The organism is Intrasporangium sp. DVR, from assembly GCF_040365325.1.
Lineage (GTDB): Bacteria > Actinomycetota > Actinomycetes > Actinomycetales > Dermatophilaceae > Intrasporangium.
In genome coordinates, this window is record NZ_BAABZW010000024.1 from 1 (window position 1) to 24645 (window position 24645).

20 protein-coding genes, 1 tRNA gene and 1 pseudogene are annotated in these 24645 nt (G+C 72.7%); 14 read left to right on the forward strand and 8 right to left on the reverse strand.

Translation table 11 applies throughout. The features are described from left to right. The 5 genes and pseudogenes from ABWV20_RS16435 to ABWV20_RS16455 form a co-directional block, all read left to right on the forward strand. Positions 1-483 (forward strand): annotated as a pseudogene (locus ABWV20_RS16435) (hypothetical protein); the annotation flags it as partial. Then, positions 480-854, forward strand: coding sequence for a WhiB family transcriptional regulator (locus ABWV20_RS16440; RefSeq protein WP_353357016.1), 375 nt, complete (start codon positions 480-482; stop codon positions 852-854). The pseudogene ABWV20_RS16435 and the gene ABWV20_RS16440, both read left to right, overlap by 4 nt. Then, positions 851-2434, forward strand: a complete 1584-nt coding sequence (locus ABWV20_RS16445) for a replication initiator (RefSeq protein WP_353357018.1) — start codon at positions 851-853, stop codon at positions 2432-2434. Before ABWV20_RS16440 ends, ABWV20_RS16445 begins: the two co-directional genes overlap by 4 nt. Positions 2435-2461: 27 nt before the next feature. Then, positions 2462-2659, forward strand: coding sequence for a helix-turn-helix domain-containing protein (locus ABWV20_RS16450; protein ID WP_353357020.1), 198 nt, complete (start codon positions 2462-2464; stop codon positions 2657-2659). Positions 2660-2832: 173 nt separating this feature from the next. Next, positions 2833-3729 carry a tyrosine-type recombinase/integrase gene (locus ABWV20_RS16455; RefSeq protein WP_353357022.1) on the forward strand — a complete coding sequence of 299 codons (897 nt, stop codon included), beginning with the start codon at positions 2833-2835 and terminating at the stop codon, positions 3727-3729. A gap of 152 nt (positions 3730-3881) precedes the next feature. Here the strand turns inward: ABWV20_RS16455 and ABWV20_RS16460 are convergent. From ABWV20_RS16460 to ABWV20_RS16475, 4 genes are all read right to left on the reverse strand, one after another. Continuing rightward, a tRNA-Thr gene (locus ABWV20_RS16460) sits at positions 3882-3958 on the reverse strand. A gap of 146 nt (positions 3959-4104) precedes the next feature. Continuing rightward, positions 4105-5754: an alpha/beta hydrolase gene (locus ABWV20_RS16465; protein WP_353357024.1), complete on the reverse strand. Its 1650-nt coding sequence runs from the start codon at positions 5752-5754 to the stop codon at positions 4105-4107. Beyond that, the gene (locus tag ABWV20_RS16470) at positions 5748-7484 is read right to left on the reverse strand and encodes an alpha/beta hydrolase (protein WP_353357026.1); all 1737 of its coding nucleotides are present in this window, start codon (positions 7482-7484) and stop codon (positions 5748-5750) included. The genes ABWV20_RS16465 and ABWV20_RS16470 overlap by 7 nt, the downstream gene beginning before the upstream one ends. Further along, complete coding sequence (locus tag ABWV20_RS16475) at positions 7478-9034, reverse strand: alpha/beta hydrolase (RefSeq protein WP_353357028.1); 1557 nt, start codon at positions 9032-9034, stop codon at positions 7478-7480. Before ABWV20_RS16475 ends, ABWV20_RS16470 begins: the two co-directional genes overlap by 7 nt. Positions 9035-9210: 176 nt before the next feature. Between ABWV20_RS16475 and tmk the strand changes: the two genes are divergently transcribed. Then, the gene (gene tmk / locus ABWV20_RS16480; RefSeq protein WP_353357030.1) at positions 9211-9837 is read left to right on the forward strand and encodes a dTMP kinase; all 627 of its coding nucleotides are present in this window, start codon (positions 9211-9213) and stop codon (positions 9835-9837) included. Beyond that, complete coding sequence (locus ABWV20_RS16485; protein ID WP_353357032.1) at positions 9834-10985, forward strand: DNA polymerase III subunit delta'; 1152 nt, start codon at positions 9834-9836, stop codon at positions 10983-10985. The genes tmk and ABWV20_RS16485 overlap by 4 nt, the downstream gene beginning before the upstream one ends. 188 nt (positions 10986-11173) lie before the next feature. Here ABWV20_RS16485 and ABWV20_RS16490 read toward each other — a convergent pair whose 3' ends face one another. The 3 genes from ABWV20_RS16490 to ABWV20_RS16500 form a co-directional block, all read right to left on the reverse strand. Beyond that, the gene (locus ABWV20_RS16490; RefSeq protein ID WP_353357034.1) at positions 11174-12208 is read right to left on the reverse strand and encodes an aspartate-semialdehyde dehydrogenase; all 1035 of its coding nucleotides are present in this window, start codon (positions 12206-12208) and stop codon (positions 11174-11176) included. Between the two features lie 65 nt (positions 12209-12273). Further along, the gene (locus ABWV20_RS16495; RefSeq protein ID WP_353357036.1) at positions 12274-13065 is read right to left on the reverse strand and encodes a MerR family transcriptional regulator; all 792 of its coding nucleotides are present in this window, start codon (positions 13063-13065) and stop codon (positions 12274-12276) included. Positions 13066-13169: 104 nt separating this feature from the next. Then, positions 13170-14504, reverse strand: a complete 1335-nt coding sequence (locus ABWV20_RS16500) for a phosphoribosyltransferase family protein (RefSeq protein WP_353357038.1) — start codon at positions 14502-14504, stop codon at positions 13170-13172. 262 nt (positions 14505-14766) lie between these two features. Here ABWV20_RS16500 and ABWV20_RS16505 point away from each other — a divergent pair, with 262 nt between their 5' ends. The 5 genes from ABWV20_RS16505 to ABWV20_RS16525 all read left to right on the forward strand — a co-directional run bounded on the left by ABWV20_RS16505 (position 14767) and on the right by ABWV20_RS16525 (position 19091). Then, the gene (locus ABWV20_RS16505; protein WP_353357040.1) at positions 14767-16104 is read left to right on the forward strand and encodes an NAD(P)/FAD-dependent oxidoreductase; all 1338 of its coding nucleotides are present in this window, start codon (positions 14767-14769) and stop codon (positions 16102-16104) included. A 164-nt stretch (positions 16105-16268) separates the two neighbouring features. Further along, a complete protein-coding gene (locus ABWV20_RS16510; RefSeq protein WP_353357042.1) occupies positions 16269-17072 on the forward strand; it encodes a DUF4397 domain-containing protein in 804 nt (267 codons plus the stop codon). A 40-nt stretch (positions 17073-17112) separates the two neighbouring features. Continuing rightward, positions 17113-17790 (forward strand): class F sortase, encoded by a 678-nt coding sequence (locus tag ABWV20_RS16515; RefSeq protein ID WP_353357044.1) that lies wholly within the window; start codon positions 17113-17115, stop codon positions 17788-17790. A 23-nt stretch (positions 17791-17813) separates the two neighbouring features. After that, positions 17814-18395, forward strand: a complete 582-nt coding sequence (locus ABWV20_RS16520) for an RNA polymerase sigma factor (protein WP_353357046.1) — start codon at positions 17814-17816, stop codon at positions 18393-18395. Between the two features lie 279 nt (positions 18396-18674). Then, complete coding sequence (locus ABWV20_RS16525) at positions 18675-19091, forward strand: anti-sigma factor domain-containing protein (RefSeq protein WP_502901806.1); 417 nt, start codon at positions 18675-18677, stop codon at positions 19089-19091. Between the two features lie 107 nt (positions 19092-19198). Here ABWV20_RS16525 and ABWV20_RS16530 read toward each other — a convergent pair whose 3' ends face one another. Next, positions 19199-22609, reverse strand: coding sequence for a M28 family peptidase (locus ABWV20_RS16530; protein ID WP_353357050.1), 3411 nt, complete (start codon positions 22607-22609; stop codon positions 19199-19201). Between the two features lie 90 nt (positions 22610-22699). On the opposite strand from ABWV20_RS16530, the gene ABWV20_RS16535 reads away from it, so the two are divergent. Together ABWV20_RS16535 and ddaH are read left to right on the forward strand one after the other, a co-directional pair. Beyond that, positions 22700-23659: a LysR family transcriptional regulator gene (locus ABWV20_RS16535; RefSeq protein ID WP_353357052.1), complete on the forward strand. Its 960-nt coding sequence runs from the start codon at positions 22700-22702 to the stop codon at positions 23657-23659. 18 nt (positions 23660-23677) lie between these two features. Further along, positions 23678-24448: a dimethylargininase gene (gene ddaH, locus ABWV20_RS16540; protein WP_353357054.1), complete on the forward strand. Its 771-nt coding sequence runs from the start codon at positions 23678-23680 to the stop codon at positions 24446-24448. Positions 24449-24645 lie beyond the last annotated feature (197 nt).

Below are 24645 nucleotides of genomic sequence, written 5' to 3' on the forward strand. Positions count from 1 at the left end.
ACCGGAAACGATGCGGCATCAAACCCGTGCCGGTTCAGGCTCCGCCTCAAGGACGCCTACGAGACCGAGATGGTCCTCGGCGACGGCCGGGCCCGGACCGCGCCCTGCCACCGGATCCCCACCAGCCACCCGGGCACCGGGTACGCGATCACCGAGGACGGGCACACCACCAAGGTCCGCGCCCACTACGCCACCGACGACCTCCTCCACGCCGTCACCCGCGCCTACCCCACCCCACACCGGCACGGCATCCCCGACCTGGCCCCCACCCCCAACCCGTTCACCCGACCCGGACACGCACCCGGACAGGCACCCGGACACGGCGCCCCGACCCCGCCGCGACCGGCGGACAGTGACCCCGGGCAGCCGGACAGCCCGCCGTACACCCCGCCGGCCATGAGGGCCTCGGCTCGTGGCCCCCGGAAGCCCCGGGCGCCCCGCCGGCCCCGCACCACGGGCACTGGCGGCGGAGACGCCGCATGACCGGCGACACCGTCACCGCCCGGGTGGACGGACAGTGGCAGGCCGGGGCTGCCTGTCGGGACCGGCTCGACCTGCCGTGGACCAGCGACGCCGTGGACGTGTCCGCGTGGGACGCGGACTCCATGCGTTCGGTGTGCAAGTCATGCCCAGTGCGGCTGGCGTGTGAGGCGGCGGCCCTCGCCCTCGGCGTGGTCGGGGGTTGGTGGGCCGGGTCGGATCGTGACCCGGACGCCCAAGAGCCGGCGCCGCCGTCGTGGGTGCCGGTCCGGGTCGGCCGGAAGGGCCGGGTGCTCGACGACGTCGCCCAGGGCGTCCTGCCCCTCGACGACCTCGAGGACGTCCTGTCCGGTCGGCTGGGTGGTGTGGCGTGACCGGTCCGGGTGCGACGCGTGACGCATCCTCGCTGTCCTCGACGGGCTTCGGCTCGTTTCCGGGGTTCGGTGAGGGTGCGCCGCTCGATGTGCCCGGCCTCGACCAGCCGCACATCGCCCGAGCCCTCGTCGGCAGGCTCCGCGACGGGTCGTGGCACGCGTTCGCCGAGACCGCGGCGTCGGTCGGGTACTGCTCCCAGCCGGTCCGGCTCATCGGCCACTCCGAGACCTACGACTGGAACACCGGGGAGCTGGTGTCGTCGTTCCGGTCGCAGGACACCCCGCTTGGGGTGCTGTACCGGCGCTGCGGGAACCGCAGGGCGCACGTCTGCCCGTCCTGCTCCCGGGTCTACGCCCGGGACACGTTCGAGCTGATCCGGGCCGGGGTCGCCGGCGGCAAGACCGTCCCTGAGACGGTGGCGGACAACCCGCTGCTGTTCGTGACCCTCACCGCGCCGTCGTTCGGGCTCGTGCACGGCACCCGCCACGGTGGCCGCGCCTGCCGACCCCGCAGGAAGGATGACCGGACCCGCTGCCCGCACGGACGGCCGACGTGGTGCCATGCCACCCACGACGAGGGCGACGAGGCGACCGGGCAGCCGCTCTGCGTCGAGTGCTACGACTACACCTCCCACGTGCTGTGGCAGTGGTGGGCTCCCGAGCTGTGGCGCCGGTTCACCATCGACGTCCGCCGCCGCCTCGCCCGCCTCCTCGGGGTCAAGGAGCACCGGCTCCCTGCGGTGGCGTCGCTGCAGTACGCCAAGGTCGCCGAACCCCAGCACCGCGGCGTCATGCACTTCCACGCCCTGGTCCGCCTCGACGGCCCCGCCAAGGACGGCGTCGGCTCCCCCGCCCCGGCATGCGTCGACGTCGACCACCTGACCGCGGTCCTCCGCGCCGCTGCGGCGCACGTCGAGTACCTCGCCCCTCCCGCGTACCCGGACGACCCGGGACACGTGCTCCGGTTCGGGGCCCAGGTCGACGCCCGCGCGGTGCACACCGGGAACCGGGTCGACGACCCGGCCGGGCCGGTCACCCCCGCCCAGGTCGCCGGGTACCTCGCGAAGTACGCCACCAAGGACGCGAGCAACGCCACCGGCGACACCCGCTGCGACACGGCACATCTGCGGGCGATCCGGGAGGCCTGCCGGACCCTGCACGGGCACGCCCGCGACCGGGCCGAGGAGGCCAGAGCGACCGGTCAGGCCTGCGAGAATGCCGAGCCGGACCCGTACCTCCTGCTCGGGAAGTGGACCCACATGCTCGGGTTCCGCGGCCACTTCTCCACCAAGTCCCGCCGCTACAGCATCACCCTGGGCGCCCTGCGGCGGGCGCGGCACCGATGGCAGATCCGCGCCGCCCAAGCGCAGCGCACCAGCCAGCCGCTCGACGTGGCCGACCTCGAGGCGCAGCTGCTGGCCGAGGACGAGGACGAGACCACCCTCGTCGTCGGCTCCTGGACCTACGACGGCACCGGCTGGGCCACCCCCGGCGACGCCGCCCTCGCAAACGCCGCCGCCGCCCGCGCCCGCGAGTACGACCAATGGCGGGCTGATCAGAGGCAAGGCCAGGGGAAGTGACAGGACAGACGATGGGGAGGACTTGTGATGGATCAGAGGGTGGAGTTTCCGCGGTTGCTGACCGTGGCCGACGTGGCCGCGATCTTGCATGTGCCGGTGTCGACAGTTCACCACTGGGCTCAGCGGGGAGACGGCCCGCCGTCGTTCAAGGTGGGCAAGCACCGGCGCTTTGACGCCGAGGTCGTCGCTCGGTGGCTCGATGACGTGAAGGCGGGTGCGGCGTGATCGAGCGCCGTGTCTCTCCGGCCGGGAAGGTCACGTGGCGGGTGCGGTACCGAACGCCGGATGCTCGGCAGCGGTCCCGGTCGTTTGCCCGGAAACGGGATGCGGAGGCGTTCGAGGACGAGGTTCGAGGTCGGCTGAGGGCCGGGGACTTCGTCGACCCGCAGCGGGGCCGGGTGACGCTGTCTGTCATGTGGTCCGAGTACCAGCGGGCGGGGATGACGCACCTTCGGGCGACGACGGCGCAGAACTACCGCCAGGCGTTCCGGCATGTCGAGGCGGCGTTTGGCCGGTGGCCGGTGGCGAAGATCGAGCACGCGGACGTGGCGGCGTGGGTGACCGCGCTGTCGACCGTCAAGGGGCCCGAGACGGTGCGGTACGCACATCGGGTGTTCTGCCTCGTCCTGGACTACGGGATGCGGACTCGGCGGCTGACGAACAATGCAGCTCGTGGCGTGCGGCTGCCGCGCCGGCCTCCGGCCCGGGAGCGGATCCTGACCATGGCTGAGGTCGAGGCGCTGGCCGATCGCATGGGGTCCGAGGGTGACTTGGTCCGGGTGCTGGCCTTCCTCGGCCTGCGGTGGTCTGAGGCGGTGGCCCTCCGCGTCTCTGACGTCGACCTGGACCGGCGCAGGGTCCGGGTGATCGAGCGGGCCACCGAGGCCGGTGGGCGTATGGACGTGTCCGCGCCGAAGACTCGGGCCGCTGTGCGTGAGATCGGCATTCCGGGGTTCCTCGTCGAGGTCCTGACCGGCCGGGTCGAGGGCAAGCCGCGGGATGCGTTGGTGTTCCCGTCGCCTGAGGGCGGCTACCTCCGCAATGGCAACTGGCGGACCCGGTCGGGCTTCAACGCGGCCGTCGCGGCGTTGGGGCTCGACGTCACACCGCACGACCTGCGCCGCTCATTCGGCAGCCTGGCCAGGGCAGCGGGTGCCGATCTTCGGTTCATCCAGAAGGCGATGGGTCATGAGTCGATCACGACGACGGCCCGCATCTACGCCCACCTCTACGACAACGAGCTCGACGTCGTCGCCCAGGCGCTCGGCACGCTGCGAGAGGACGGCCAGAAGTGACGCGCTGTGACCTGATGTGCCCAAAGTGTGCCCATTCGTGCCCAGCGGAGGCCTCTCCGCGGCTGGTGGTCGCGCTGGTCGTGGCCTTCAGGTTGTGGCTGCGCAGGCCTCTGAGCAGCAGAAACGCCCCCCGGTGGGCCGGAGGGCGTTGGTGGAGCCGCCTGTCGGAATCGAACCGACGACCTATTCATTACGAGTGAATCGCTCTGGCCGACTGAGCTAAGGCGGCATGTGCCGGAGCACGGTTGATGAGTATACGCATGGCCGCGGCGGGTCACGAAATCGGTCGATCGCCTCATCGGGAGATCCGGTTCAGGCCATTTCGGGAACCCACGGGTTGCCGAGCTGACCTCAACCGGGAGCGGACCCGGCACGTCAGTCGGCCGGGCACTCGAGTCCGTCACGGGGCGCCCGGGCGCGGGCGAGATAGTCCTCGACAACACGGTCGACGCACGCGTTGCCCATCGCGTAGGCGCCGTGCGCGGCGGCGTCGACCGTGACGAACCGCGACCCGACGAGCATGTCGGCGACGTACTCGGAGTCCGCGATGGGCGTGACCGGGTCATGCTCGTTGCCGACGACGAGGACGGGCGTGGCCGGCTCGGCGCCCAGGAGAAGGTTGCTCCGCAGCTCGCCCTTCCAGCCGGCGCACTCCGAGGGCAACGGCGGCTGGATCCGGCCGAAGAGCGGGTGCTCCTCGAGGACGGCACGGCTCGGGACGAGCTCCGCCCAGGTCCGGACCGGCCAGTCCGCACAGGTCACGGGGAGATGGCTCTTGCCGTAGGTGGAACCGGGGTAGCTGCCGTCGACGTCGCGGCCGACGGCGACCATGGCGAACCAGGCGAGCTCTGTGCCGTCGCCGTCGTCGATGGCGGCCTCGAGTGCGTCGACCAGGTAGGGCCACGAGGTGCGGTCGAGCAGTCCTTCGCCGATGGCGGTGACCGCCCACCCTTCGGTGACCTGGGGCAGTGACGGGAAGTCCGTGGGCAGCGGCACGGACTCGAGGGAGTCGAGCAGCTCGATGACTGCTGCGCTCGCCTTGTCGACGTCCTCGCCGAGAACGCAGTGGTCGCCGCACTCCTCGACGAAGTCGGCGAAGAGCGCGTCGAACTCGGCGCCCCAGTGCCGGGCGTTGGCGTCGACGTCGCGCTGCGTGACCGAGGGGGTGTCGAGGGCGTCGGGCGACACGGCCGAGTCGAGGACCATCAGCCCGACGCGGGAGGTGAACTGGTCGGCGTAGATCGCCCCGATGAGGGTGCCGTAGCTGACGCCGTAGTAGTTGAGCCGCTCGTCGCCGACGACCTCGCGCAGGATGTCGAGGTCGGCGGCGACCGCTTCGCTGCCCATGTTGGCGGCGAGCGCGCCACCCCGCTGCAGGCACTCCTCGGCCCGGGCGGCCGCGGCCTCGGCGAGGAGGTCGCGGCCTTCGGTCGTCGGAGGTGTGGGGTCCGCGGCGTACATCGCGTCCAGCTCCTCGTCGGTCAGGCAGTCGAAGCCGCTGGAGTCGCCGATGCCGCGCGGGTCGAAGCCGACGACGTTCCATGCGTCGCGCAGGTCGTCGCCGAAGAGGTCCGGCTCCTGCACGAAGTCGGTGCCCGACCCGCCGGGCCCGCCCGGGTTGACGAAGAGCGTCCCCCGGGGCCGGCTCGAGTAGGCGGGGAGGCGGCGTAGCGCGATGGCGATCGTGGCGCCGGACGGCTGCGCGTGGTCGATCGGCACGGTGACGCGCGCGCAGTCGAGGTCACGGTCGTCCGGGCACTGCGCCCAGCGGATCTCCTGCGTGTAGAAGCGCTCGAGCGAGGGCGGGTTGGGCTCGGGTGCGGAGGTGAAGCGGATCTCCCGCTCTGCCGCGGCGCTTCCCGTCGGCGTGGCCGACGCAGCGGGCGTCACCGCCGATGCCGTATGCCGCTGGGTCGGCACCGTGGTCGAGGCCCCACCGGGGTCGCCGGGCTTCATCGTCGCGAAGGTGACGAGGAGGACGAGGGAGCCGACGACCGCGGCCCCGCGGCGGAGCGCGGTCAGCACGCCCGGTCGGAGGAGGGCACGGTCCCCGTGATGAGGTAGCCGTCCACGATGGAGTCCACGCACGAGTTGCCAGCGTAGTAAGTCCCGTGGCCGTCGTGGTCGCTGGTCACGAGAACCGCGGAAGCGAGATCCGCGGCGAGCTGCTTGGTCCCGCCGATCGGGGTGGCGGGGTCGCGGAGGTTCCCGATGACGAGCACGGGTGCGGCGCCCCGGCCGAGGGTGCCACCCGAGGGCCGGCGGGGCTCGCCCGGCCAGGCCCCGCAGTTGTCGTAGAGCAGGCCGGCGAGCCGGGACCACAAGGGGTGCTCCGCGCGTCTCCGCCGCTGCGCGGCAGCCAGGGCGTCGTTGTCGCTCCTGGGCCAGTCGGCGCAGCGGACCGGGATCATCGCGTGCAGGTAGGACGAGTCGTCGTACTCCCCCGACGCGCTCCGGCCGACGATGTTCATCGCGTAGGCGAGCAGGACGTCGCCCTTGCCGGCGAAGGCTTCTGCGAGACCCTTGTTGAGGATCGGCCAGGACTGCTCGGAGTAGAGGCACATGAAGATCGCGAAGCCGAGCCAGCCCTCGCCGATCGAGTCGATGTCGCCGCGGGACGTCTTCAGGGGCTGCCGCTCCACCTCGTCGAGCAGGTCGACGACCCGGTCGCGCGCCCCGGCCGCGTCCGTCCCGAGGGCGCAGTCGTCGCGCTCGACGCACCATTCGATGAACGCGTCGATCGACGCCTCGAAGCCCTGGATGTCGTAGCCGAGCTTCTGCTCGTCGGTCTGGTTCGGTGAGACGGCCGAGTCGAGGACGAACCGCCCGACCCGCTCCGGGAAGAGGTCCGCGTAGAGGGCGCCGAGGACGGTGCCGTAGGAGACGCCGAAGTAGTTGAGCCGCTCGTCGCCGACGAGCGCCCGCATGACGTCCATGTCCCGGGCCACCTCGGTGGTGCCCATGTGCAGGGCCCTATCGCCGCCGTTGCGCGCGCACCGCTCGGTGACCGCCTCGGTGTCGCGGAGCAGCTTGGCCCGCTCGGCCGCGTCGTCCGGGGTCGGGTCGTTCTCGAAGAGGAGGTCCATGTCGTCGTCGGAGAGGCAGGCGACGGCGTCGGACTGCCCGATCCCGCGGGGGTCGAAGCCGACGATGTCGTAGGACTCGCGCAGCTGCTTGCTGAAGACGAAGCTCGAGAACTGGGCGTACTCGAGCCCCGACCCGCCGGGTCCCCCGGGGTTGATGACGAGGGTGCCGACCTTCTTCTCGGGCGTGAGCGCCGGCACCTTGCGCAGGGCGAGCTCGAAGGTGTCGCCGCCCGGCTCGGCGTAGTCCACGGGCACGTCGATGCGCGCGCACTGGTGGGCGGGGCTGCCGTCGCACGGCTGCCAGTCGACCCGCTGCGTGTAGAAGGCCGCGAGGGCTTCGGGGTGGTCGGCGGTCGCGCTCCGCGTCGGGGCCGGTGTCGCGCCCGTCGGGGTGGGCGAGGTGGGCGACGCGGTTGCGGTGGCCGTGGGAGCCGGTGCGGCTGCCGGCGGGAGGGGCCGGCTCGCCCGCCAGCCGAGCAGCCCGACCGCGGCGACGAGTGCCAGCGCGACGACGACCGCGACGACGGCCCGGCCGCCCCTCATCCTCCGCGACCCCGCGCCCGGGGGACGCGGCGGCTGAGCGGCAGCGAGCCCAGCGGCATACGGCTGCGGGGGTGACGCCTCGGCGTCGGGGAGGTCCTCAGGGCGGCGGGGATCGTCGCTCAGCACGTCAACCCGTCCTGCGGGACGGTTCCCTTGACGTAGTAGGCGTCGATGGCGTCGTCGATGCAGGTGCTGCCCCGGGTGTAGGCGGTGTGGCCGTCGCCGTCGAGGGAGACGAGGACGGCGTTGGACAGCTGGTCACGCAGCTGCTTGGACCACTCGTAGATCGTCGCCGGGTCGCGGGTCGTGCCGACGACGACGATGGGGTTGCTGCCCTCGGCGCTGATCCGGTGCGGTGCCTCGCCGCCCTTGACCGGCCAGACGCCGCAGGCGAGCGAGCCCCAGGCGAGGAACGGGCCCCACGTCGGTGCGACCTCGGCGAACTGCTTCTCGTAGCTCTCGTAGGTCGACAGGTCGGGGCTGTCGGGGCGGTCGAGGCAGTTGACCGCCCAGATCGCTTCCATCATGTTGCCCGAGTAGCCGCCGCCGGGTGCGCGGTCGGCGTAGGTGTTGGCGAGCGCCATGAGCGAGGCGCCGTTGCCTGCGCGGGCCTCCCGGATGGCGTCGGTGAGGATGCCCCACGCGCCCTGGTCGTACATCGCGACGGCGAGCCCGAGGGACCCCCACGCCTCCGTGAGCTCCGGCACGGCCGGGTCGCCGCTCGGGATCGGGTTGCGGTCGAGCGCGGCGAGGAAGTCCCGGATCCAGCGCATGCCCTCGTCGACCGAGCGGCCCAGCGGGCAGTCGCCCTCGCTGACGCAGTCCTCGACATAGGCCCGGGTGGCCAGCTCGAAGCCGCGCGCCTGCCCCTCCGCCAGCTGGGCGCTCGTCAGGTCGGGCGGCACGACGCCGTCGAGGACGAACCGGCCGACCCGCGCGGGGAAGAGGTCGGCGTAGGTCGCGCCGAGGAAGGTGCCGTAGGACTTGCCGAGGTAGTTCAGGTGGTCGTCGCCGAGTGCGGCGCGCAGGACGTCCATGTCCTTCGCGGCGTCCGCGGTGGAGACGTGGGCGACCAGCTCGGGGTTGTTGCGTTGGCAGCCCTCGGCCAGCGTGGTGGCCGCCTCGAGGAGCCTCCGTTCCTCGGCGTCGTCGTCCGGGGTCGGGTCCGTCCCGAGGAACTCGTCGAGGTGGTCGTCGTCCAGGCAGTCGATCGGCGCCGACCTGCCGACGCCCCGCGGGTCGAAGCCGACGACGTCGAAGGAGGTGCGCACCGCGGGGCCGACGATCTGGTCGGCCGCCGTCGCATAGTCGACCCCCGAGGCACCGGGGCCGCCGGGGTTGACCACGAGCGAGCCGAGTCGCCTGCCCTGGTTGCGGGCGGGGACGCGGAGCACCTTGATCGCGATGTCGCCGTCGCCGGGCCGGGCGTAGTCGATGGGCACCGTGAGGTCGGCGCACTGGAACTCGTCACACCGCGTCCAGTCGAGCGACTGGTCGTAATAGGCCTGGAGGGCGGGGGCCGGAGCCGCGGTCCCCGCCTTCGCCGGCCCGGTCACCGGGACCCCTTCGGGCTGGGGTGTCGTGCACGCCGCCACCGTCACGAGCGCGGCCACGGCAGCCGTGAGGCGCAGGGCCGTCCGTCGAGCGCGTGAAGGGGCGGAGGGGCGCGACGTCATGCCCGAAACCGTAACCTGCCCGGCTGGGATCGACGGTGTCCGTATGCCGCTGGGCTCGCTCCCTGGGATGCCAGCCCGGCCGCTCCTCCCGCCCGACCGCGGGTGTCGCCCCGGTCGCATAGGCTCGCCTCGTGACCCGGAGCCCCGACGCGCCACCGCTGCCTCGTGCAGGTGGGGTGAGCACCGCCCCGGGCGTGTTCGTGTGCTTCGAGGGAGGCGACGGGGCGGGCAAGTCGACGCAGGTCCGGCTGCTCGCCGAGGCTCTGGAGCGGGCGGGCCGGGAGGTCCTGGTCACGCGGCAGCCGGGCGGCACCCCGCTCGGTGCGCGCATCCGCGAGCTCGTGCTGCACGGCGACCACGTGTCGCCGCGCGCCGAGGCGCTGCTCTTCGCCGCCGACAAGGCGCACCACGTCGACGAGCTGATCCGGCCGGGCCTGGCGCAGGGGCGCGTCGTCATCACGGACCGCTACACCGACAGCTCCATCGCCTACCAGGGGGCGGGGCGGGACCTCGGCGCCGACGAGATCCGGCAGCTGCAGCACTGGGCGGTCGGCGGCCTCTTCCCTGACCTGACCGTGCTCCTGGACGTGCGCCCGGACGTGGGCCGCAGCCGGCGGGGCGATGTCCACGACCGCCTCGAGTCGGAGGCCGACGAGTTCCACGCCGCCGTCCGCCAGGGTTTCCTCGACCTCGCGGCCCGCGAGCCGGAGCGCTACCTGGTCCTCGACGCGGGCGGGGCACCCGACGAGATCCACGCCCGCGTGCTCGCGCGGCTCGACGTGGTGCTGGGTGGGCGGCCATGACCGTCTGGCGTGACCTCGTCGGCCAGGACCCGACGGTCGAGGTGCTCTCGCGAGCCGTGCACGCGGAGGGGTCGATGACCCACGCGTGGCTGTTCACCGGGCCCCCCGGGTCGGGCCGGTCCACCGCTGCTCGTGCGTTCGCCGCAGCGCTGCAGTGCCCTCGGGGCGGCTGCGGGGAGTGCCGTGAGTGCCGCACGGCGCTCGACGGGTCCCACGCCGACGTCAAGGTCGTGGCCACCGAGGGCCTGTCGATCCAGGTGCGGGACACCCGGGACCTGGTGCAGGAGTCGGCGCTGCGACCGTCGGTCGGTCGGTGGCGGGTCATCATCATCGAGGATGCCGACAGACTCACCGAGCGCGCCGCGGACGCGCTGCTCAAGGCGTTGGAGGAGCCGACGCCGCGGACCGTCTGGATGCTCTGCGCCCCGAGCCTCGAGGACGTCACCATCACGATCCGTTCCCGCTCCCGGCACGTCCGGCTCCGGACGCCTCCGGTCCACGCGGTGGCCGAGCTGCTCGAGCGGCGCGACGGGGTGGATGCCCCGATGGCGCTCCACGCGGCCCGCGCGGCCCAGTCGCACATCGGCCTGGCGCGGCGGCTGGCCCGCGACGAGGGCGCCCGGATCCGCCGGCGCGACGTGATCTCGATGGCCACCAGGATCGTCAGCGTGGGCGACGCCGTCGACGCGGCGGCCGACCTCGCGCAGATCGCCGACGAGGAGTCCGCCGCCAGCACGGCCGAGCGCGACGCCGCCGAGCGGTCCAGGCTTCTGGAGACGCTCGGCGCGGACCCGACGGCCCGGACCCAGCCCCCGCACATCCGCGCCCAGCTCGCCGCGCTCGAGAAGGAGCAGAGGACCCGGGCGACCCGGCACGCGCGGGACATGGTCGACCGCTCGCTCGTCGACCTCATGTCGGTCTACCGGGACGCGCTCGTCCTCCGGCTCGGCTCCACCGTCGACCTCATCAACCCCGATGCCATGGACAAGGTCCGCGGGCTGGCCGCGGTCTTCTCCGCGGAGCAGCTGCTCGGCTGCCTCGACGCGATCACCGAGGCGCGCGACCGCATCAACGCGAACGTCCCACCGCTGCTCGCGCTCGAGGCCATGGCACTCCAGCTCCGGGTCCCCCGCGATCTGAGTCGCTGAGCAGCCCGCGCCCCGACAACTGCGCACTTCTCGCTCAGGTGCGCGATCCCCGCACGAGTACGCGCTGCAGCATGCACCGCTCCGCCGAGCCCGCACCGCAGACACAACTGCGCACTTCTCGGCCGGAGCCGGCGCCGCGCCTCCGGCAGGTGCGAGCCGGTGCCCGCCCAGCGGCCCACGGCCGGGCGTCAGCGGCGCTTGAGCAGCTCCTCGGCGATCTGGACCGCGTTGAGGGCGGCGCCCTTGCGGAGGTTGTCGCCGACGACGAACAGGACCAGCCCCTTGCCCTCCGGAGCCGCCTGGTCGGCGCGGACCCGGCCGACGAAGACCTCGTCGCGGCCGGCCGCCTCGAGCGGGTTGGGGACGTCGGTGACGATGACACCCGGGGCGTTCGTGAGCAGGTCGAGCGCCTCGTCCGGCGTGATGTCGCCGCTGAACTCGGCGTGGATCGCGAGGCTGTGCCCGGTGAAGACCGGCACCCGCACGCAGGTGCCGCTCACCCGCAGGTCGGGGATGTGCAGGATCTTGCGCGACTCGTTGCGCAGCTTCTGCTCCTCGTCGGTCTCCAGGGAGCCGTCGTCGACGAGCGAGCCGGCGAGGGGCACGACGTTGAAGCCGACGGGCACGGCGTAGACCTGGGCCTCCGGCACGTCCACCGCGCGCCCGTCGATGGCCAGGCCCGTCGGGTCGCCCGCGGCGTAGCCGCCGCGCAGCTGGCGGTCGAGCTCCTGGACGCCCTTGCCCCCGGAGCCGCTCACGGCCTGGTAGCTCGACACGTGCAGCCGCACGAGGCCGGCCTTCTCGTGGAGCGGCTTGAGCGCGGGCATGGCGGCCATCGTCGTGCAGTTAGGGTTCGCGACGATGCCCTTGGGGATGTCGTCGAGGTCGTCGGCGTTGACCTCGGAGACGACGAGCGGGACGTCGGGGTCCTTGCGCCACGCGCTCGAGTTGTCGATGACGGTCGCGCCGGCCGCGGCCACCTTGGGCGCCAGCTCGCGCGAGGCGGCGCCGCCGTTGGAGAAGAGGGCGATGTCGATGCCGGAGAAGTCGGCGGTCGCCGAGTCCTCGACGATGACGTCAGCACCCTTGAAGGGCAGCGTCGTGCCGGCTGACCGCGCCGACGCGAAGAACCGCACGTCGTCGAGCGGGAAGTCGCGCTCCTCGAGGAGGGTGCGCATGACCCCGCCGACCTGGCCCGTTGCTCCGAAGACACCAACTCGCATGCGCCAAGGCTACGCGCCGCTGCGCGGCGCTCCGGCGGCTCGTCCATCTGGTGACCGTTCCCGGGTCACCGGGTGTGCCGGTCCGCGTTGGCGTGGATCGCGTCCCGGACGTACTGGGCGAGCCCCTCCTCGAGGTCCTCGTAGGTCTTCCGGAACCGCGGGTCCGAGACGTACATGTCGCCGAGCGCCCGGTGGAAGCCGTGCGTCAGCTCGTAGAAGCGCTCGTGGATGTGCAGGCGCGCCTGCTCGGCGGCGTCCATCGCCTCGGCGGAGTCGGCCGGCAGCCCGCGTCGCTTGGCGTCGACGAACGCCGTGGTGACGGCCTCCATCTCCGCCTTGACCGGGTGCCAGTCGTCCGTGCTGTAGCGCTTGGTCCGTTCGGCGGACTGTTTCCACGCGTCGGTGTCGCCCCAGCGCTCTTCCGCCTCGGCCTGGCGCTCGTCCGTGAACTCGTCGCCGAAGAGCTCCTTGAGCTCCTCCGGGGTGGCTGGTCGGTCGGTCATCTCTCTCTCCAGTGCTCGGTCGATGGCCGTGACAAGCTCGCTCAGCTCGTCCAGCCGGTTCAGGACCGCCTCTCGCTGGCGTCGCAGGTGCGTCGCCGCGTCCTCGCCGCCGGTCAGCAGGGACCCGATCTCGTCGAGCGGCAGCTCGAGCCGCCGGTAGACGACGATCTGCTGCAGCCGGGTGAGGTCGGCGTCGGTGTAGAGCCGGTAGCCCGCCCGCGAGCGCTCGCTCGGGGTGAGCAGGCCGATCTCGTCATAGTGGTGCAGGGTGCGCACCGTCACCCCGAGGAGGTCGGCCACCTGTCCCACCGTCCACGTCGTCATCTCGTGCTGCCTTCGTCCCGTGGTGGTCATGTCGTCGAGCGTGGGGCCTGACGTCGGGTGAGGGTCAAGTGCCTTCCCGGCCGTATGCCGCTGGGCTCGTCCCAGCCGGACGCTCGCTCTCGGCCCTCCCGATGTCACGCCGGTGCGTCCTCGTCGCGGTGGAGCAGGTGACGGACGAACCAGTCCCGGGCCCGGGCCGCGGCCTCGGCGAGGGCGCCGGGCTCCTCGAAGAGGTGGGTGGCGCCCTCGACGAGGACGAGCCGGTTCTCGCACTGGGTCAGCAGGGCCTGGGCCTGCCGGTTGAGGCCGATGACGACGTCGTCCCGCCCGCCGACGATGAGCAGGGTCGGGGCGCGGACCGATCCGAGCCTCGCCGCGGCGAGGTCCGGCCGTCCCCCGCGGGACACCACCGCCGCGACCGGTGAGCCGGGCTCGGCGGCAGCCCACAGGGCCGCGCCGGCTCCCGTGCTCGCGCCGAAGTAGCCGTAGCGGAGGGAGGCCGTGTCGGGTCGCTCGGAGAGCCAGCGGGTGGCGGCGGTCAGGCGACCGGCCAGCAGCTCGATGTCGAAGACGTTGCCCCGGTCGAGCTCCTCCTCGGGTGTCAGCAGGTCGATGAGCAGGGTGCCGAGCCCGGCGTCCTCGAGGACCTCGGCGACGTACCGGTTGCGCGGGCTGTGGCGACTGCTCCCGCTGCCGTGGGCGAAGACGACGACGCCGGTCGCCCCGGCCGGGACGTCGAGGTGGCCCTCGATGGAGGCCGCACCGACCGGAATGACGACGTCCTCGTCGGCGTCGGCCGTCGATGGTGCCACGGTGGCCGGCTCGCGGCGGCGCGCCTGCTCGAGGAGGGCGGCGACGTCGTCGTCGGTCGTGGGGGTGAAGTCGCGGTAGTGAGCGCCCACGGCATAGAAGGACGTCGGGGCGGACACGTGGACGACCTGGTCCGCCACGCCACCGGTCGACATCTCGTGGACCGACTCTGCCGCTGCGACCGGCACGGCCAGCACGACCCGGGCCGCGCCCAGGTGACGGGCGACCCGGCAGGCGACACGAGCGGTGGCACCCGTCGCGATGCCGTCATCGACGACGATCGCCACCTTGCCAGTCAGGTCGAGCCGGGGCCTGCCCCCGCGGAAGCGGGCGACCCGGGCCTCGAGCACGGCGCGCTCCCGGCGCTCGACCGCGTCGACCTCCGCGGGGCTGATCCTCCCGCGCTCGACCAACGCCGTGTTGAGGAAGCGCACGCCGTCCTCCCCGATGGCCCCCATGGCGAGCTCCGGCTGGAACGGAACCCCCAGCTTGCGGACGACGATGACATCGAGCGGCAGGCACAGCGCCTTGGCGACCTCGGCGGCGACGGGGACGCCGCCACGGGGCAGCCCGAGGACGACCGCGTCCTGACCGCGCAGCGACTCCAGCCGCTGGGCGAGCTGGGCACCGGCATCGACCCGGTCGGTGAACTCGATCATGACGGCCTCCTTGCCTGCCCCGTGCGACGGGCGTCGCTGCGTCGACGTCTCTCTCCTCCCAGCATCGACCCCTTCGCGTCCGAGTGCGAGGGCGAGGGTCTGCGCGGGCAGGCCCCCGGGGTCCGTGACCGATCGAGCGGTTGCCGGTCGGCTGCGACGGGTACGGCGCAGGCATGGCATCGCGCTCCCGCTCCGTGGCCGTCACCGCAGCGACGTCCTGCTCCGCCGCCCCCCGCTCCGGGACAGGGCGAGCGTGAGCGCCGTGGACACCGAGGTCGTGGTCGTCGGAGCCGGGCTGGCGGGGCTGCGCTGCGCGCTGCGCCTGAGCGAGCTCGGCCACGAGGTGATCGTGCTCGAGGCGGAGGACGAGGTCGGCGGTCGGGTCCGCACCGACGTGGTCGACGGGTTCCGCTGCGACCGTGGCTTCCAGGTCCTCAACCCGGCCTACCCGGCCGTCCGAAGGTGGGTCGACCTCGCGGCTCTCGACCTGCACAGCTTCCGCGCCGGGGTCCTCGTGCGCACCACCGACCGGCTCGTCACCCTGGCCGACCCGGTGCGAGAGCCGGGCCTCCTCCCGGCGACGCTCCGCAGCGGTCTGGTCGGCCCCCTCGAGCTGGCTGCCCTGGCGCGGTGGACGGCGCGGGTGCTCGTCGACCCGCAGGCGGTCCTGCGGGGTCCCGACACCGACCTGACCGACTCGCTCGACGCCGTCGGCGCCCGCGGACCGATCCGTCGCCAGGTCCTCGAGCCCTTCCTCGCCGGGGTCCTGGCCGACAGCCACGGAACGTCCTCGGCAGCCTTCACGAAGCTGCTCGTGCGGATGTTCGCCCTCGGCCGACCGGGGCTGCCGGCTGCGGGCATGACGGCGCTCCCCCGGCAGCTGGCCCAGTCGCTCGGAGACCGGGTCCGCCTCGGCGACCGGGTCCTCGAGGTCACGACCGGCGACGGCGCCGGCGCTGTCACCGGGGCTGTCGCCGGAGCTGTCACCGGGGCTGTCACCGGGGCTGTCACCGGCGCTGTCACGGTCCGGTCCGACGCCGGCACCACCCGCGCCCGGGCCGTCGTCGTGGCCACCGACCCGGTCACCGCCGGGACGCTGACCCCGATCCCGGCCCCGGAGACCAAGGGCCTGGTGACCTGGTGGTTCGAGGCGCCCGAGGCTCCGGTGCACGAGGCGCTGCTCGCAATCGATGGTCGGGAGCGGTCGGCCGGCTTCCGGACGAGTCCCGGGCCGGTCTGGAACACCGCCGTCGTCAGCAACGCGGCGCCCACGTATGCCCCGCCCGGGCGGCACCTCGTCCAGGCCACCACCCTCCTCGACCGACCGGACGGGGACGCCCCTGAGGACGCGGTCCTGAGCCACGTGGGCGAGATCCTCGGCTGCGACACGCAGCGCTGGGAGGTCGTCACCCGGCACCGGATCGAGTCCGCCCTGCCCGCCGTGCCGCCGCCGCTCCGGCTCCACTCCGAGGTCTCGCTCGGCAACGGGCTGTTCGTCTGCGGCGACCACCGCGACACCGCCTCGATCCAGGGCGCCCTCGTCTCCGGGAACCGCACCGCTGAGGCCGTGGCCCGCCATCTCGGAACGGCACGTCGGTAGCGGGGCCGAGCCCGGCGGCATACGGCTGATTAGAAATGTTTGAAGAATCTTTGTCCAAGGTGCATCCAACCTTGGGACTGCGGCGGAAGTAGGGGCAAGGACGGTCACGACGAACCCGTCCTCTCCGAGAAACACCGCCCATGCCGTCCCGGAAGGACACCACCATGAAGATCCTGCGCACCTCCGCCGTCATCACCCTGGCCCTCGCCCCCGCCGCGTTCGCCGTACCGGCCTTCGCCGCCGAAGAGGCGTCCGTGTCGATCCTGCACGGCGTCCCGGGAGCAACCGTCGACGTCTACGCCAACGGGGACGCGTTGCTCACCGACTTCGAGCCGGGCACCCTGACCGACCCGGTGATGCTCCCGGCCGGCGAGTACGACCTCAAGGTCACCGCGGCCGGAGCCGGCGCGGACGGCGACGCCGTCATCGAGGCCAACGACGTCGCCGTGCCCGCCGGCGCCAACATCACCGTCGTCGCGCACCTCGACGAGTCCGGCGATCCGGTCCTGACGCCGTTCGTCAACGACACCTCCGCCATCGACGCCGGCGAGGCCCGGATCACCGTCCGCCACACCGCCGCCGCGCCCGCCGTCGACGTCCGCGCGAACGGCGACGTCGCCTTCGAGGGCCTGACCAACCCCGACGAGGTCAAGACGGACCTGCCGGCCGGCACCATCTCGGCCGACGTCGTCCTCGCCGGCACCGACACCGTGGCCATCGGCCCCGCCGACGTCGAGCTGAAGGAAGGGACGAACACCATCGTCTACGCCTGGGGCAGCGCGAACAGCGACAACCTCGACCTCGCCGTACAGACCGTCAGCGGCATGCACTCCTCCCCGAAGGGCGTGCCCGCCGGCGGTGGCACGAGCACCGACGACGCCGGGCGCTACGCCCTGATCGCGGCCTCCGCCGCCCTCGCCGGTGGCGTCGTCCTGATGACGCGTCGTCGGGCCACCTCGCGCGCCTGAGATGACCGCGTCCCGCTCGAGAGGAAGGGTGGCGGCCGCGATGGCCGCCGCCCTCCTCGCGGGAACCGCCGTCACATGGGCGACCCACCCTGCCGACGAGTGGTCGCAGCCTTCCGGGAGGTCCGCGCCGGTGACGGGCTCGCCGCTGCTCGCCCCCGACGACCCAGCTCCGACGTCGCGTCCCGCCCCGCCACCGTCCGGCGGGCGGTCCCAGCCCCTCGTGCAGACGCCGGCGCGGGACGCCCGGCTCGGCGCCGCTCAGGCCCGGGCACTGACCGCGCCGACCCGCTTCGCGATCGAGGAGCTGGGGATCTCGATGCCGGTGCGGCCCGTGGGCGTCGCCACGGACGGGCAGATGGCGCTGCCACCGAGCCCGGCCGTGATGGGGTGGTACCAGCACGGCCCGCGACCCGGGGACCAGGCCGGCGCCACCGTCCTCGCCGCCCACCGGGACCTGCCGGAGTTCGGCACCGGGCCCGCGGCCCGGCTCGAAGGGCTGGAGCGGGGCGACGTCGTCACCGTCCGCTCCGGCAGCACGGTCAGGCGCTACCGCGTCACCCAGGTCACCCGGCTCGAGAAGCAGTCGCTCGACCTGGCGGCCCTCTTCGCCAGGTCCGGGCCGGCTCGCCTTCACGTCGTCACGTGCAGCGGCCGGTTCGATCCCCGGAGCCGCACCTACGAGGAGAACCTCGTCGTCGTCGGGGTGCCGCTCGGATGATCACCGCTGGATATGGTGACGTCGTGCACGTGCACGACGAGACCGGAGCCCAGACCGGAGGCGAGACCGGCCCGCTGGCCAGGGCTCTCGTCGGCGGCTCCACCGACGCGCTCGCCGAGATCTACCGCCGGTGGTCGAGCCTCGTGCACACGATCGTCCTGCGGTCACTCGGCGACGCAGCCGACGCGGAGGACGTCACCCAGCAGGTCTTCGTCTCCGCGTGGAACAGCCGGCACACCTTCCGGCCCGAGCAGGGCAGCATCCAGGCCTGGCTCGTCGGGATCACCCGGCACCGGGTCGCCGACCTGCGCACACAGCGCTACCGCAACCACCGCAACCTGCAAGCGGTCGCGCTCGAGTCGGCGGCGACCCCGACGGTCACCGACGACGCCGAGTGGGCCCAGCGACTGCTCCTCGTCCGCGAGCTCGAGATGATGGGAGACCCCCGGGCCGCGGTGATCCGGATGGCCTTCCTCGAGGACCGCTCCCACGACGACATCGCCGAGACCCTCGGCCTGCCGCTCGGCACGGTCAAGAGCCACATCCGGCGAGGGCTGCTGCACCTACGACAGAGACTCCAGGAGGTGGAACGTGTCTCACCCTGATGACGAGATCCTCGCCGACGCCGCTCTCGGGGTCGACGAGCTGGCACCCGAGGCACGTCAGCACCTCGAGCGCTGCAGCACGTGTGCGAGCGCCGTCGCCGAGCTCCGCCGCACGAGGGTCCTGCTGGCACAGGGCTCGACCGCTGTCCCTTCGCCCGCTGCGTGGCAGTCACCACCGTCCCGTGTCTGGCAGCAGGTCGCCGCGGCGACAGCCGGGACGCCTTCGGGCGAGGTGACCCGCGTCGACTTCACGACGACCCGGCAACGCCGCACGTGGCCGTGGGCGGCCGGCATGGCCGCAGCCGGTCTCGCCCTCGGCCTCCTCACCGGGCGAGCGCTGTGGAACGAGCCCCTGCGTCGACCACCACGGTCGCCCAGGCCGAGCTGGACACCCTCGACACGAGGGAGCGACTCGGTGAGGCAGCCGTGGTGCGCACCGACTCCGGCATCGACCTCCGAGTGGCCACCACGACCACCCTGGATCCCGGCGACGGCTACCTCGAGGTCTGGCTGATCAACCGCGACGGCAAGCGGATGGTGTCCGTCGGGGTCCTCGACGCCGGCGCCGGCACCTTCCCGATCAGCCAGAGCCTGCTCGACCAGGGCTACCTCGTCGTCGACATCTCCCGGGAGCCCTTCGACGAGGAGCCCGAGCACTCGGGCGACAGTCTCGTCCGCGGCACGCTGCCCGCCTGAGCCGCGGCTGCGAGCGCAACCCGGCCCAGCGGCATACGACCGGCTGGTGGTGGGACGCCAGCGCGCCGCCGGGCGGGGCCCGGCGGCGCGCCGACGGAGGTGACGGGTCAGCCGCTGAGGCCGGTGGTGAAGCTGCCGGACCCCGAGTACGCCTTCACGGCGAGTCGGTAGTAGCCGGCGGTGTTGGAGTAGGACAGCGTCTCGTCGGGCCCCGACGAGGTGGCGCTCGCGACGATCGACCACGACGAGCCGTTCCACTTCTGCAGGTAGAGGTCGAAGTCGACGCCGGTCGGCCCGTCGAGACAGGCGGTCATCAGCCCGGCCGTCGAGTCGTAGACGTACGGCAGGTAGGTGGTAGCGCCCGATGACACCGTGCCGCTCTGGACGACGTCGTAGCCACTGCAGCCGGACCCCGTCGACGTGACGGTGAGCCCATAGCTGGCCGAGTGCGACGTTCCGCCTCCTGTCCCCGTGACGGACACGTTGGTGGTGCCTGCCGAGGTGCTCGACGACGCGGTGATCGTCATGGTCGAGCTGCCACCTGCCGTGACCGTCGCCGGGGAGAACGAGGCCGTCACCCCGGCCGGCAGGCCGGAGGCGCTCAGCGTGACGCTGACCGCGGACCCCGAGGTCACGGCGGTGCGGACCGTTGCCGTGGTGGACGAGCCCGCCGCGACCGAGCCGGTGGTCGGCGACACCGACACCGAGAAGTCATCGCCAGGCTGGGTGTCCGTGCCCACAGCCTGGGTCCAGGCGGTGTGGGCGATGCCGTCCGCGGCGCGGTTCAGCCCCGTCGTGTTGACGTTGCTCGGGTACGTGTCGCACGACGAGTGGTAGCACGAGTCGTAGGCCGCCCCCGCGGTCCCGCCCCACTTGACCGCCTGGGCGCTCGTCTTGCGGGCACTGGCACCCATGGCGTAGCCCGACGTCGGGATGCCGTAGGCCTCGAAGGAGTAGTCATCGGAGCGACCAGCGCCCTCGGTGTTCTCCTCCGGTGCGAGACCGAGCCCGTCCCAGTAGGCCTTCATCGGCGCCGCCGCGGCAGACGTCAGGTGGTTGATGAAGTAGCCGCCGTTCGTGGAGGCCACCATGTCGAAGTTGTAGTACGCCTTGATCTGGCTGCGCTGGGTCGCGGTCAGGTTGCGGGCGTAGAACTCCGAGCCGTTGAGCCCCTGCTCCTCGTCGGTCCACCAGGCGAACCGCAGGTGACCGGCCATCGTCGGGTTCCGCTGGGCGATCGCCAGGGCGGTCTCGAGGATCGCCGCCGAGCCGGAGGCGTTGTCATTCATGCCCGCACCGGCGGACACGCTGTCGAGGTGCGCGCCGAAGAGGTAGGTGTTGCCGGGGTCGCCGCCGGGCCAGTCGGCGATGATGGTGTCGGACGGGTAGGTGCACGTCGTGCAGCGCTGCAGGGTCACGGTGAAGCCCGCGGCCGTCAGCTTGTCCTTCACGTAGGTGACCGACGCGGTGTAGCCCGCAGAGCCGGCGCGGCGGTTGCCGCCGTTGCTCGTTGCGATCGACTGGAGCGCGGACAGGTGGGCCTTGACCTTCTCGACGTCGACGTCGGGGACCGTCGGCGTGGGGGTGCCGCCGGTGACCGTGAGCGTGTAGGTAACGGTGCGGTCGATCGCTGCGCCGTCACCGAGCACCGTGACGGTGTAGGTGCCCGCTGGCGTGGACGACGCCGTGGAGATCGACATGGTCGCGCTCGCGCCGGAGGTGACGGTCGTCGGGGAGAAGGCGGCCGTCGCACCGGTGGGCAGGCCGGTCGCGGAGAAGGTCACCGACTGGGCCGAGCCGGACGTCGTCGTCGTCCCGACGGTTGCGGTGGCGCTCGACCCGGGCGCGACGCTGCCCGAGGTCGGCGAGAGGGTCATCGCGAAGTCCTGCGAGCTGGCCGTGCACGTCGGCTCGCTGCTCTGCGGCCCGACGGCGACCGCCAGCCACGCGCTCTTGACCGTGTTGAACTCGGTGCAGGACCCCGGGTAGAGGTCCTTGGCCGCCTGCAGCGTCGCGACTCGCGCCTTCGCGTGGGTCCACGGGGAGGTCTTGCGCTGGAGCCCGTTGAGGAAGATGTTCGTCGCCTTCTGGATGCCGATCCCGGTGACCGAGCTGGGACCGCCGGCGCAGATCGGGCTGGACGGCTTGCCGCCTCCCGGGTTGCTGCCCTCAGCGAGGAGGTAGAACCAGTGGTTCTGGGGTCCGGCAGCCGCGTGGACCTCGGTGTTGGGGATGTCGGACGAGTAGCAGCTCGGGTCGCCGAGGGCCGCCGGGTCGTACATGTTGCGGATCGGCCCCTGACCGACGAGGTCGACCTCCTCGCCGACGAGGTAGTCCCCCGGGTCGCTCGCGTTGTTCGCGTAGAACTCGGTGGCAGCGCCGAGGACGTCTCCGGTCGACTCGTTGAGCCCGCCCGCCTCGTTGCCGGACCCCCCGCTGCCCCCGGAGAACTGGAAGACCCCGTGGCCGAACTCGTGGGCCACGACGTCCATCGGGGTGGCCTGCTTGGTGCCCGCCTGGTTGTGGCCGAAGTTCGCGTACGAGCCGTTCCAGTAGGCGTTGACGTCGGCGAGCCCGACCCGCGCCGGGTAGTTGCCTCCTGAGCCGTTGACACCGTTGCGGCCCGCCCAGGCAGCGAGCATGAGCTCCTCCTGCTCGCCCCCGTACTGGGCGTCGACGCAGGCGGTCGGCAGGTCCGTGCCCGACCCGTTGCCCCAGACGTTGTCCGCGTCGGTGTAGGTGGTGCCGCTCTGGTTCTGGCACTTGAGGCCCGGCGCCGAGGTGCTCGTCATGGAGTAGGACGAGCCGGAGCCGGTGGTCGTGATCGAGACGGTGCCGTTGTGGTGGCCGTGCCCGGTCGCCTCACGGACGAGGTCCTCGGCCGAGATCACCTTGCCCGTGCGCGCGTCCACGTGGACCTCGAGCACGGCGGGCATTCCCGTGGCGCGCTCACCCTCCACCCGGACGTGCCAGGCCAACCGCGGCGCCCTGCCGTCCGCCATGTAGATGACGAGGTCCGGACCATCGACGTGGTCCACGGTGTCGACCAGGGCCCTGGCGGCGTCCGCTCCCCGGCTGGCGCCGACGGTCGGGCGGATCGACGCGACCGCAGGCACGCGGTCGGTCGCTCGCGTGATGTCGCGGACCGCCCCGGTCTCGTCGGCCGTCACGATGGCGTCCGCCCCGATCACGGGCAGGCCCTTCCAGCTGCGCTGGTAGAGGACGTAGTAGCGGCCGCCGGGTCCGGCACTGGCGGCCTGTCGGATGAAGGCTTCGTCGGCGGACGCGGCGACGGCACCCAGGCTGCGGCGGATCGCCGCGTCGGCGGCGGCGATCGCCTTGTCCTTCGACGGGGTCCCGGCGAGTGCGGAGCTGACCGTGGCCGGGGGCGGGCTCGCGGCCTGAGCCGGCGCTGCCGCGGTGGCCATCGGTGCCTGCAGGGCGAACGGCGTGGCGAGCCCGGCGAGGGAACCGAGTGCCACGAGCCGCCCGAGCCGGCGAGGTATTGGTCTCGTCATTGAGATCAACCTTTCCGTGAGTAGGGTGCTCACGAGGGTCGCGGTCCCTTCGAGATGCCGGTAATCCCACTTGGCCATAACCTCGGCGTTGTGGAGCTCGACGTACGCCATCTGCGCGTGCTGCTGACCGTCGCTGACGCCGGGAGCGTCAGCTCGGCCGCCGCCCGGCTCGGCGTCTCCCAACCGTCGCTCAGTGCGCAGCTCACTCGCATCGAGCAGGCCCTCGGCGGAGCGCTGTTCGCGCGGAGCCGCGAGGGCGTCCGACCCACCCCGGTCGGCGACCTCGTCATCGACCGGGCTCGCGAGATCGTCGACGGACTCGACGGCCTGCTGCGGGAGGCGCGGCGCCAGACCTCCGAGGCCGGCCCGCTGCGGGTGGGCTGCAACACCTCGCGCTACTTCTCCGCCTTCCTGCTCGAGCTCGACCAGCTCGGGTTCACCCGGGACGTCCGTCCCTGCGTCGACACCTCGAGTGCCGTCATCACCGAGTACCTCCTCTGCGGCGAGGTCGACGTGGCGTTCGCCGGGGTCCATGTGGGCTTCGACGACGTCTGCCCCGCTGGTCTGCGACAGGCCGTCGTCGTCCGGCACGAGCCGTTCTTCGTCGCCCTCGCCGCTTCCCATCCGCTGGCCGGCGCGGGCGAGGTCAACCTCTCGGAGCTCGGGGAGGACGAGTGGCTCCTGCCACCGGGCAAACCTGACGGGACCTACGCCGCCCTCATGGAGGCCTTCCGTGCAGCCGCCATCGCGCCCGCCTCACCGCTCGGCCGGCAGAGCCTGCCCGACTTCTGGCCCTACATCGCCGCCGGGCGCGCGGTCGCTCTCGCCATGCCGAGCGACGTGCCCCCGGAGGGCGTGGTGCTCCGCCCCCTGGCACGGCACCCCGTCGTCGGCACGCGCGTGGTGCGCTGGAACCCGGCCCGGGTCACCGAGGGTGAGGCCGAGGTGTGTGTCCGGGCAGCACAGTCGACCTTCCTCCGCGAGCTCGAGGAGACCGCGATGCTCCAGCCGTGGTGGGAGCGGTTCCCCCAGCACCGGCCCACGGTCTGACCCCGTAGGCTCACGCGGGTGCACCGTCGCCTCGCCCTGGTCCGCCGGCCCTCGCCGCGTCTCGCCGACGGCATCGTCACCCACATCGCGCGCTCGCCGTTCGTCGACCCCGACCTCGCGTTGCGCCAGTGGGAGGAGTACTGCGCCGCCCTCCGGCGCCGCGGTTGGGACCTCGTCGAGGCCCCGCCCGTCGACGACTGCCCGGACGGGGTGTTCATCGAGGACCAGGTCGTCGTCTTCGGCGACCTCGCCGTGCTGTGCCGGTCCGGCTCCCCGGAGCGTCGGGCCGAGCAGGTCGGGCTGCGCGAGACGCTCGAGCAGGTGGGATACCGCTGCATCGAGATCGAGGAGCCGGGCACGCTCGACGGCGGCGATGTGCTCAAGTGGGGCCGCACCGTCTGGGTCGGTTCAGGTGGGCGGTCCAACGACGAGGGGATCGCCCAGCTCGCGCAGGCCCTGTCGGGCTTCGCCGTCACCGTGTCGCCGGTTCCCGTGACCCGGGCCCTGCACCTCAAGTCGGCGGTCACGGCCCTTCCCTCGGGCACGATCATCGGCCACGAGCCGACGGTCGACGACCCGGCGCAGTGGGCCGACTTCCTGCCCGTGCCCGAGGAGGCCGGAGCGCACGTCGTGCTCCTCGGCGGCATGTCGGTGCTCATGTCGGCCGCGGCCCCGCGCACCGCGCACCTGCTGCAGGGCCGGGGGCACGACGTCGTCCCGGTCGACATCTCGGAGTTCGAGAAGCTCGAGGGTTGCGTCACCTGTCTCTCGGTTCGCCTGCGAGGCTGACCCGCTCCCGCGACCCCTCACTCGAGTGGCCCCCGTGTGCACAGGCTCGCCGGGCTCCCGGTGTGGATCATGGGGCCACTCGAGCGGGGTCCGGTTCGGACGCGCCCACACCGACCCGCTCGCGCGCCCGCTGACCGCGCGCCCGGCGCGGAGCCGGCCCCGCGGCATACGACTCCAGCCGTATGCCGCTCAGCTCG

Excerpts from the sequence above, each read along its gene's own strand:
- ABWV20_RS16440 (WP_353357016.1), top strand. The coding sequence starts at position 480 with ATGACCGGCGACACCGTCACCGCCCGGGTGGACGGACAGTGGCAGGCC.
- ABWV20_RS16490 (WP_353357034.1), bottom strand. The coding sequence starts at position 12,208 with ATGCGAGTTGGTGTCTTCGGAGCAACGGGCCAGGTCGGCGGGGTCATG.
- ABWV20_RS16515 (WP_353357044.1), top strand. The coding sequence starts at position 17,113 with ATGGCCGCCGCCCTCCTCGCGGGAACCGCCGTCACATGGGCGACCCAC.
- ABWV20_RS16510 (WP_353357042.1), top strand. The coding sequence starts at position 16,269 with ATGAAGATCCTGCGCACCTCCGCCGTCATCACCCTGGCCCTCGCCCCC.
- ABWV20_RS16495 (WP_353357036.1), bottom strand. The coding sequence starts at position 13,065 with ATGACCACCACGGGACGAAGGCAGCACGAGATGACGACGTGGACGGTG.
- ABWV20_RS16450 (WP_353357020.1), top strand. The coding sequence starts at position 2,462 with ATGGATCAGAGGGTGGAGTTTCCGCGGTTGCTGACCGTGGCCGACGTG.
- ABWV20_RS16475 (WP_353357028.1), bottom strand. The coding sequence starts at position 9,034 with ATGACGTCGCGCCCCTCCGCCCCTTCACGCGCTCGACGGACGGCCCTG.
- ABWV20_RS16485 (WP_353357032.1), top strand. The coding sequence starts at position 9,834 with ATGACCGTCTGGCGTGACCTCGTCGGCCAGGACCCGACGGTCGAGGTG.
- ABWV20_RS16500 (WP_353357038.1), bottom strand. The coding sequence starts at position 14,504 with ATGATCGAGTTCACCGACCGGGTCGATGCCGGTGCCCAGCTCGCCCAG.
- ABWV20_RS16530 (WP_353357050.1), bottom strand. The coding sequence starts at position 22,609 with ATGACGAGACCAATACCTCGCCGGCTCGGGCGGCTCGTGGCACTCGGT.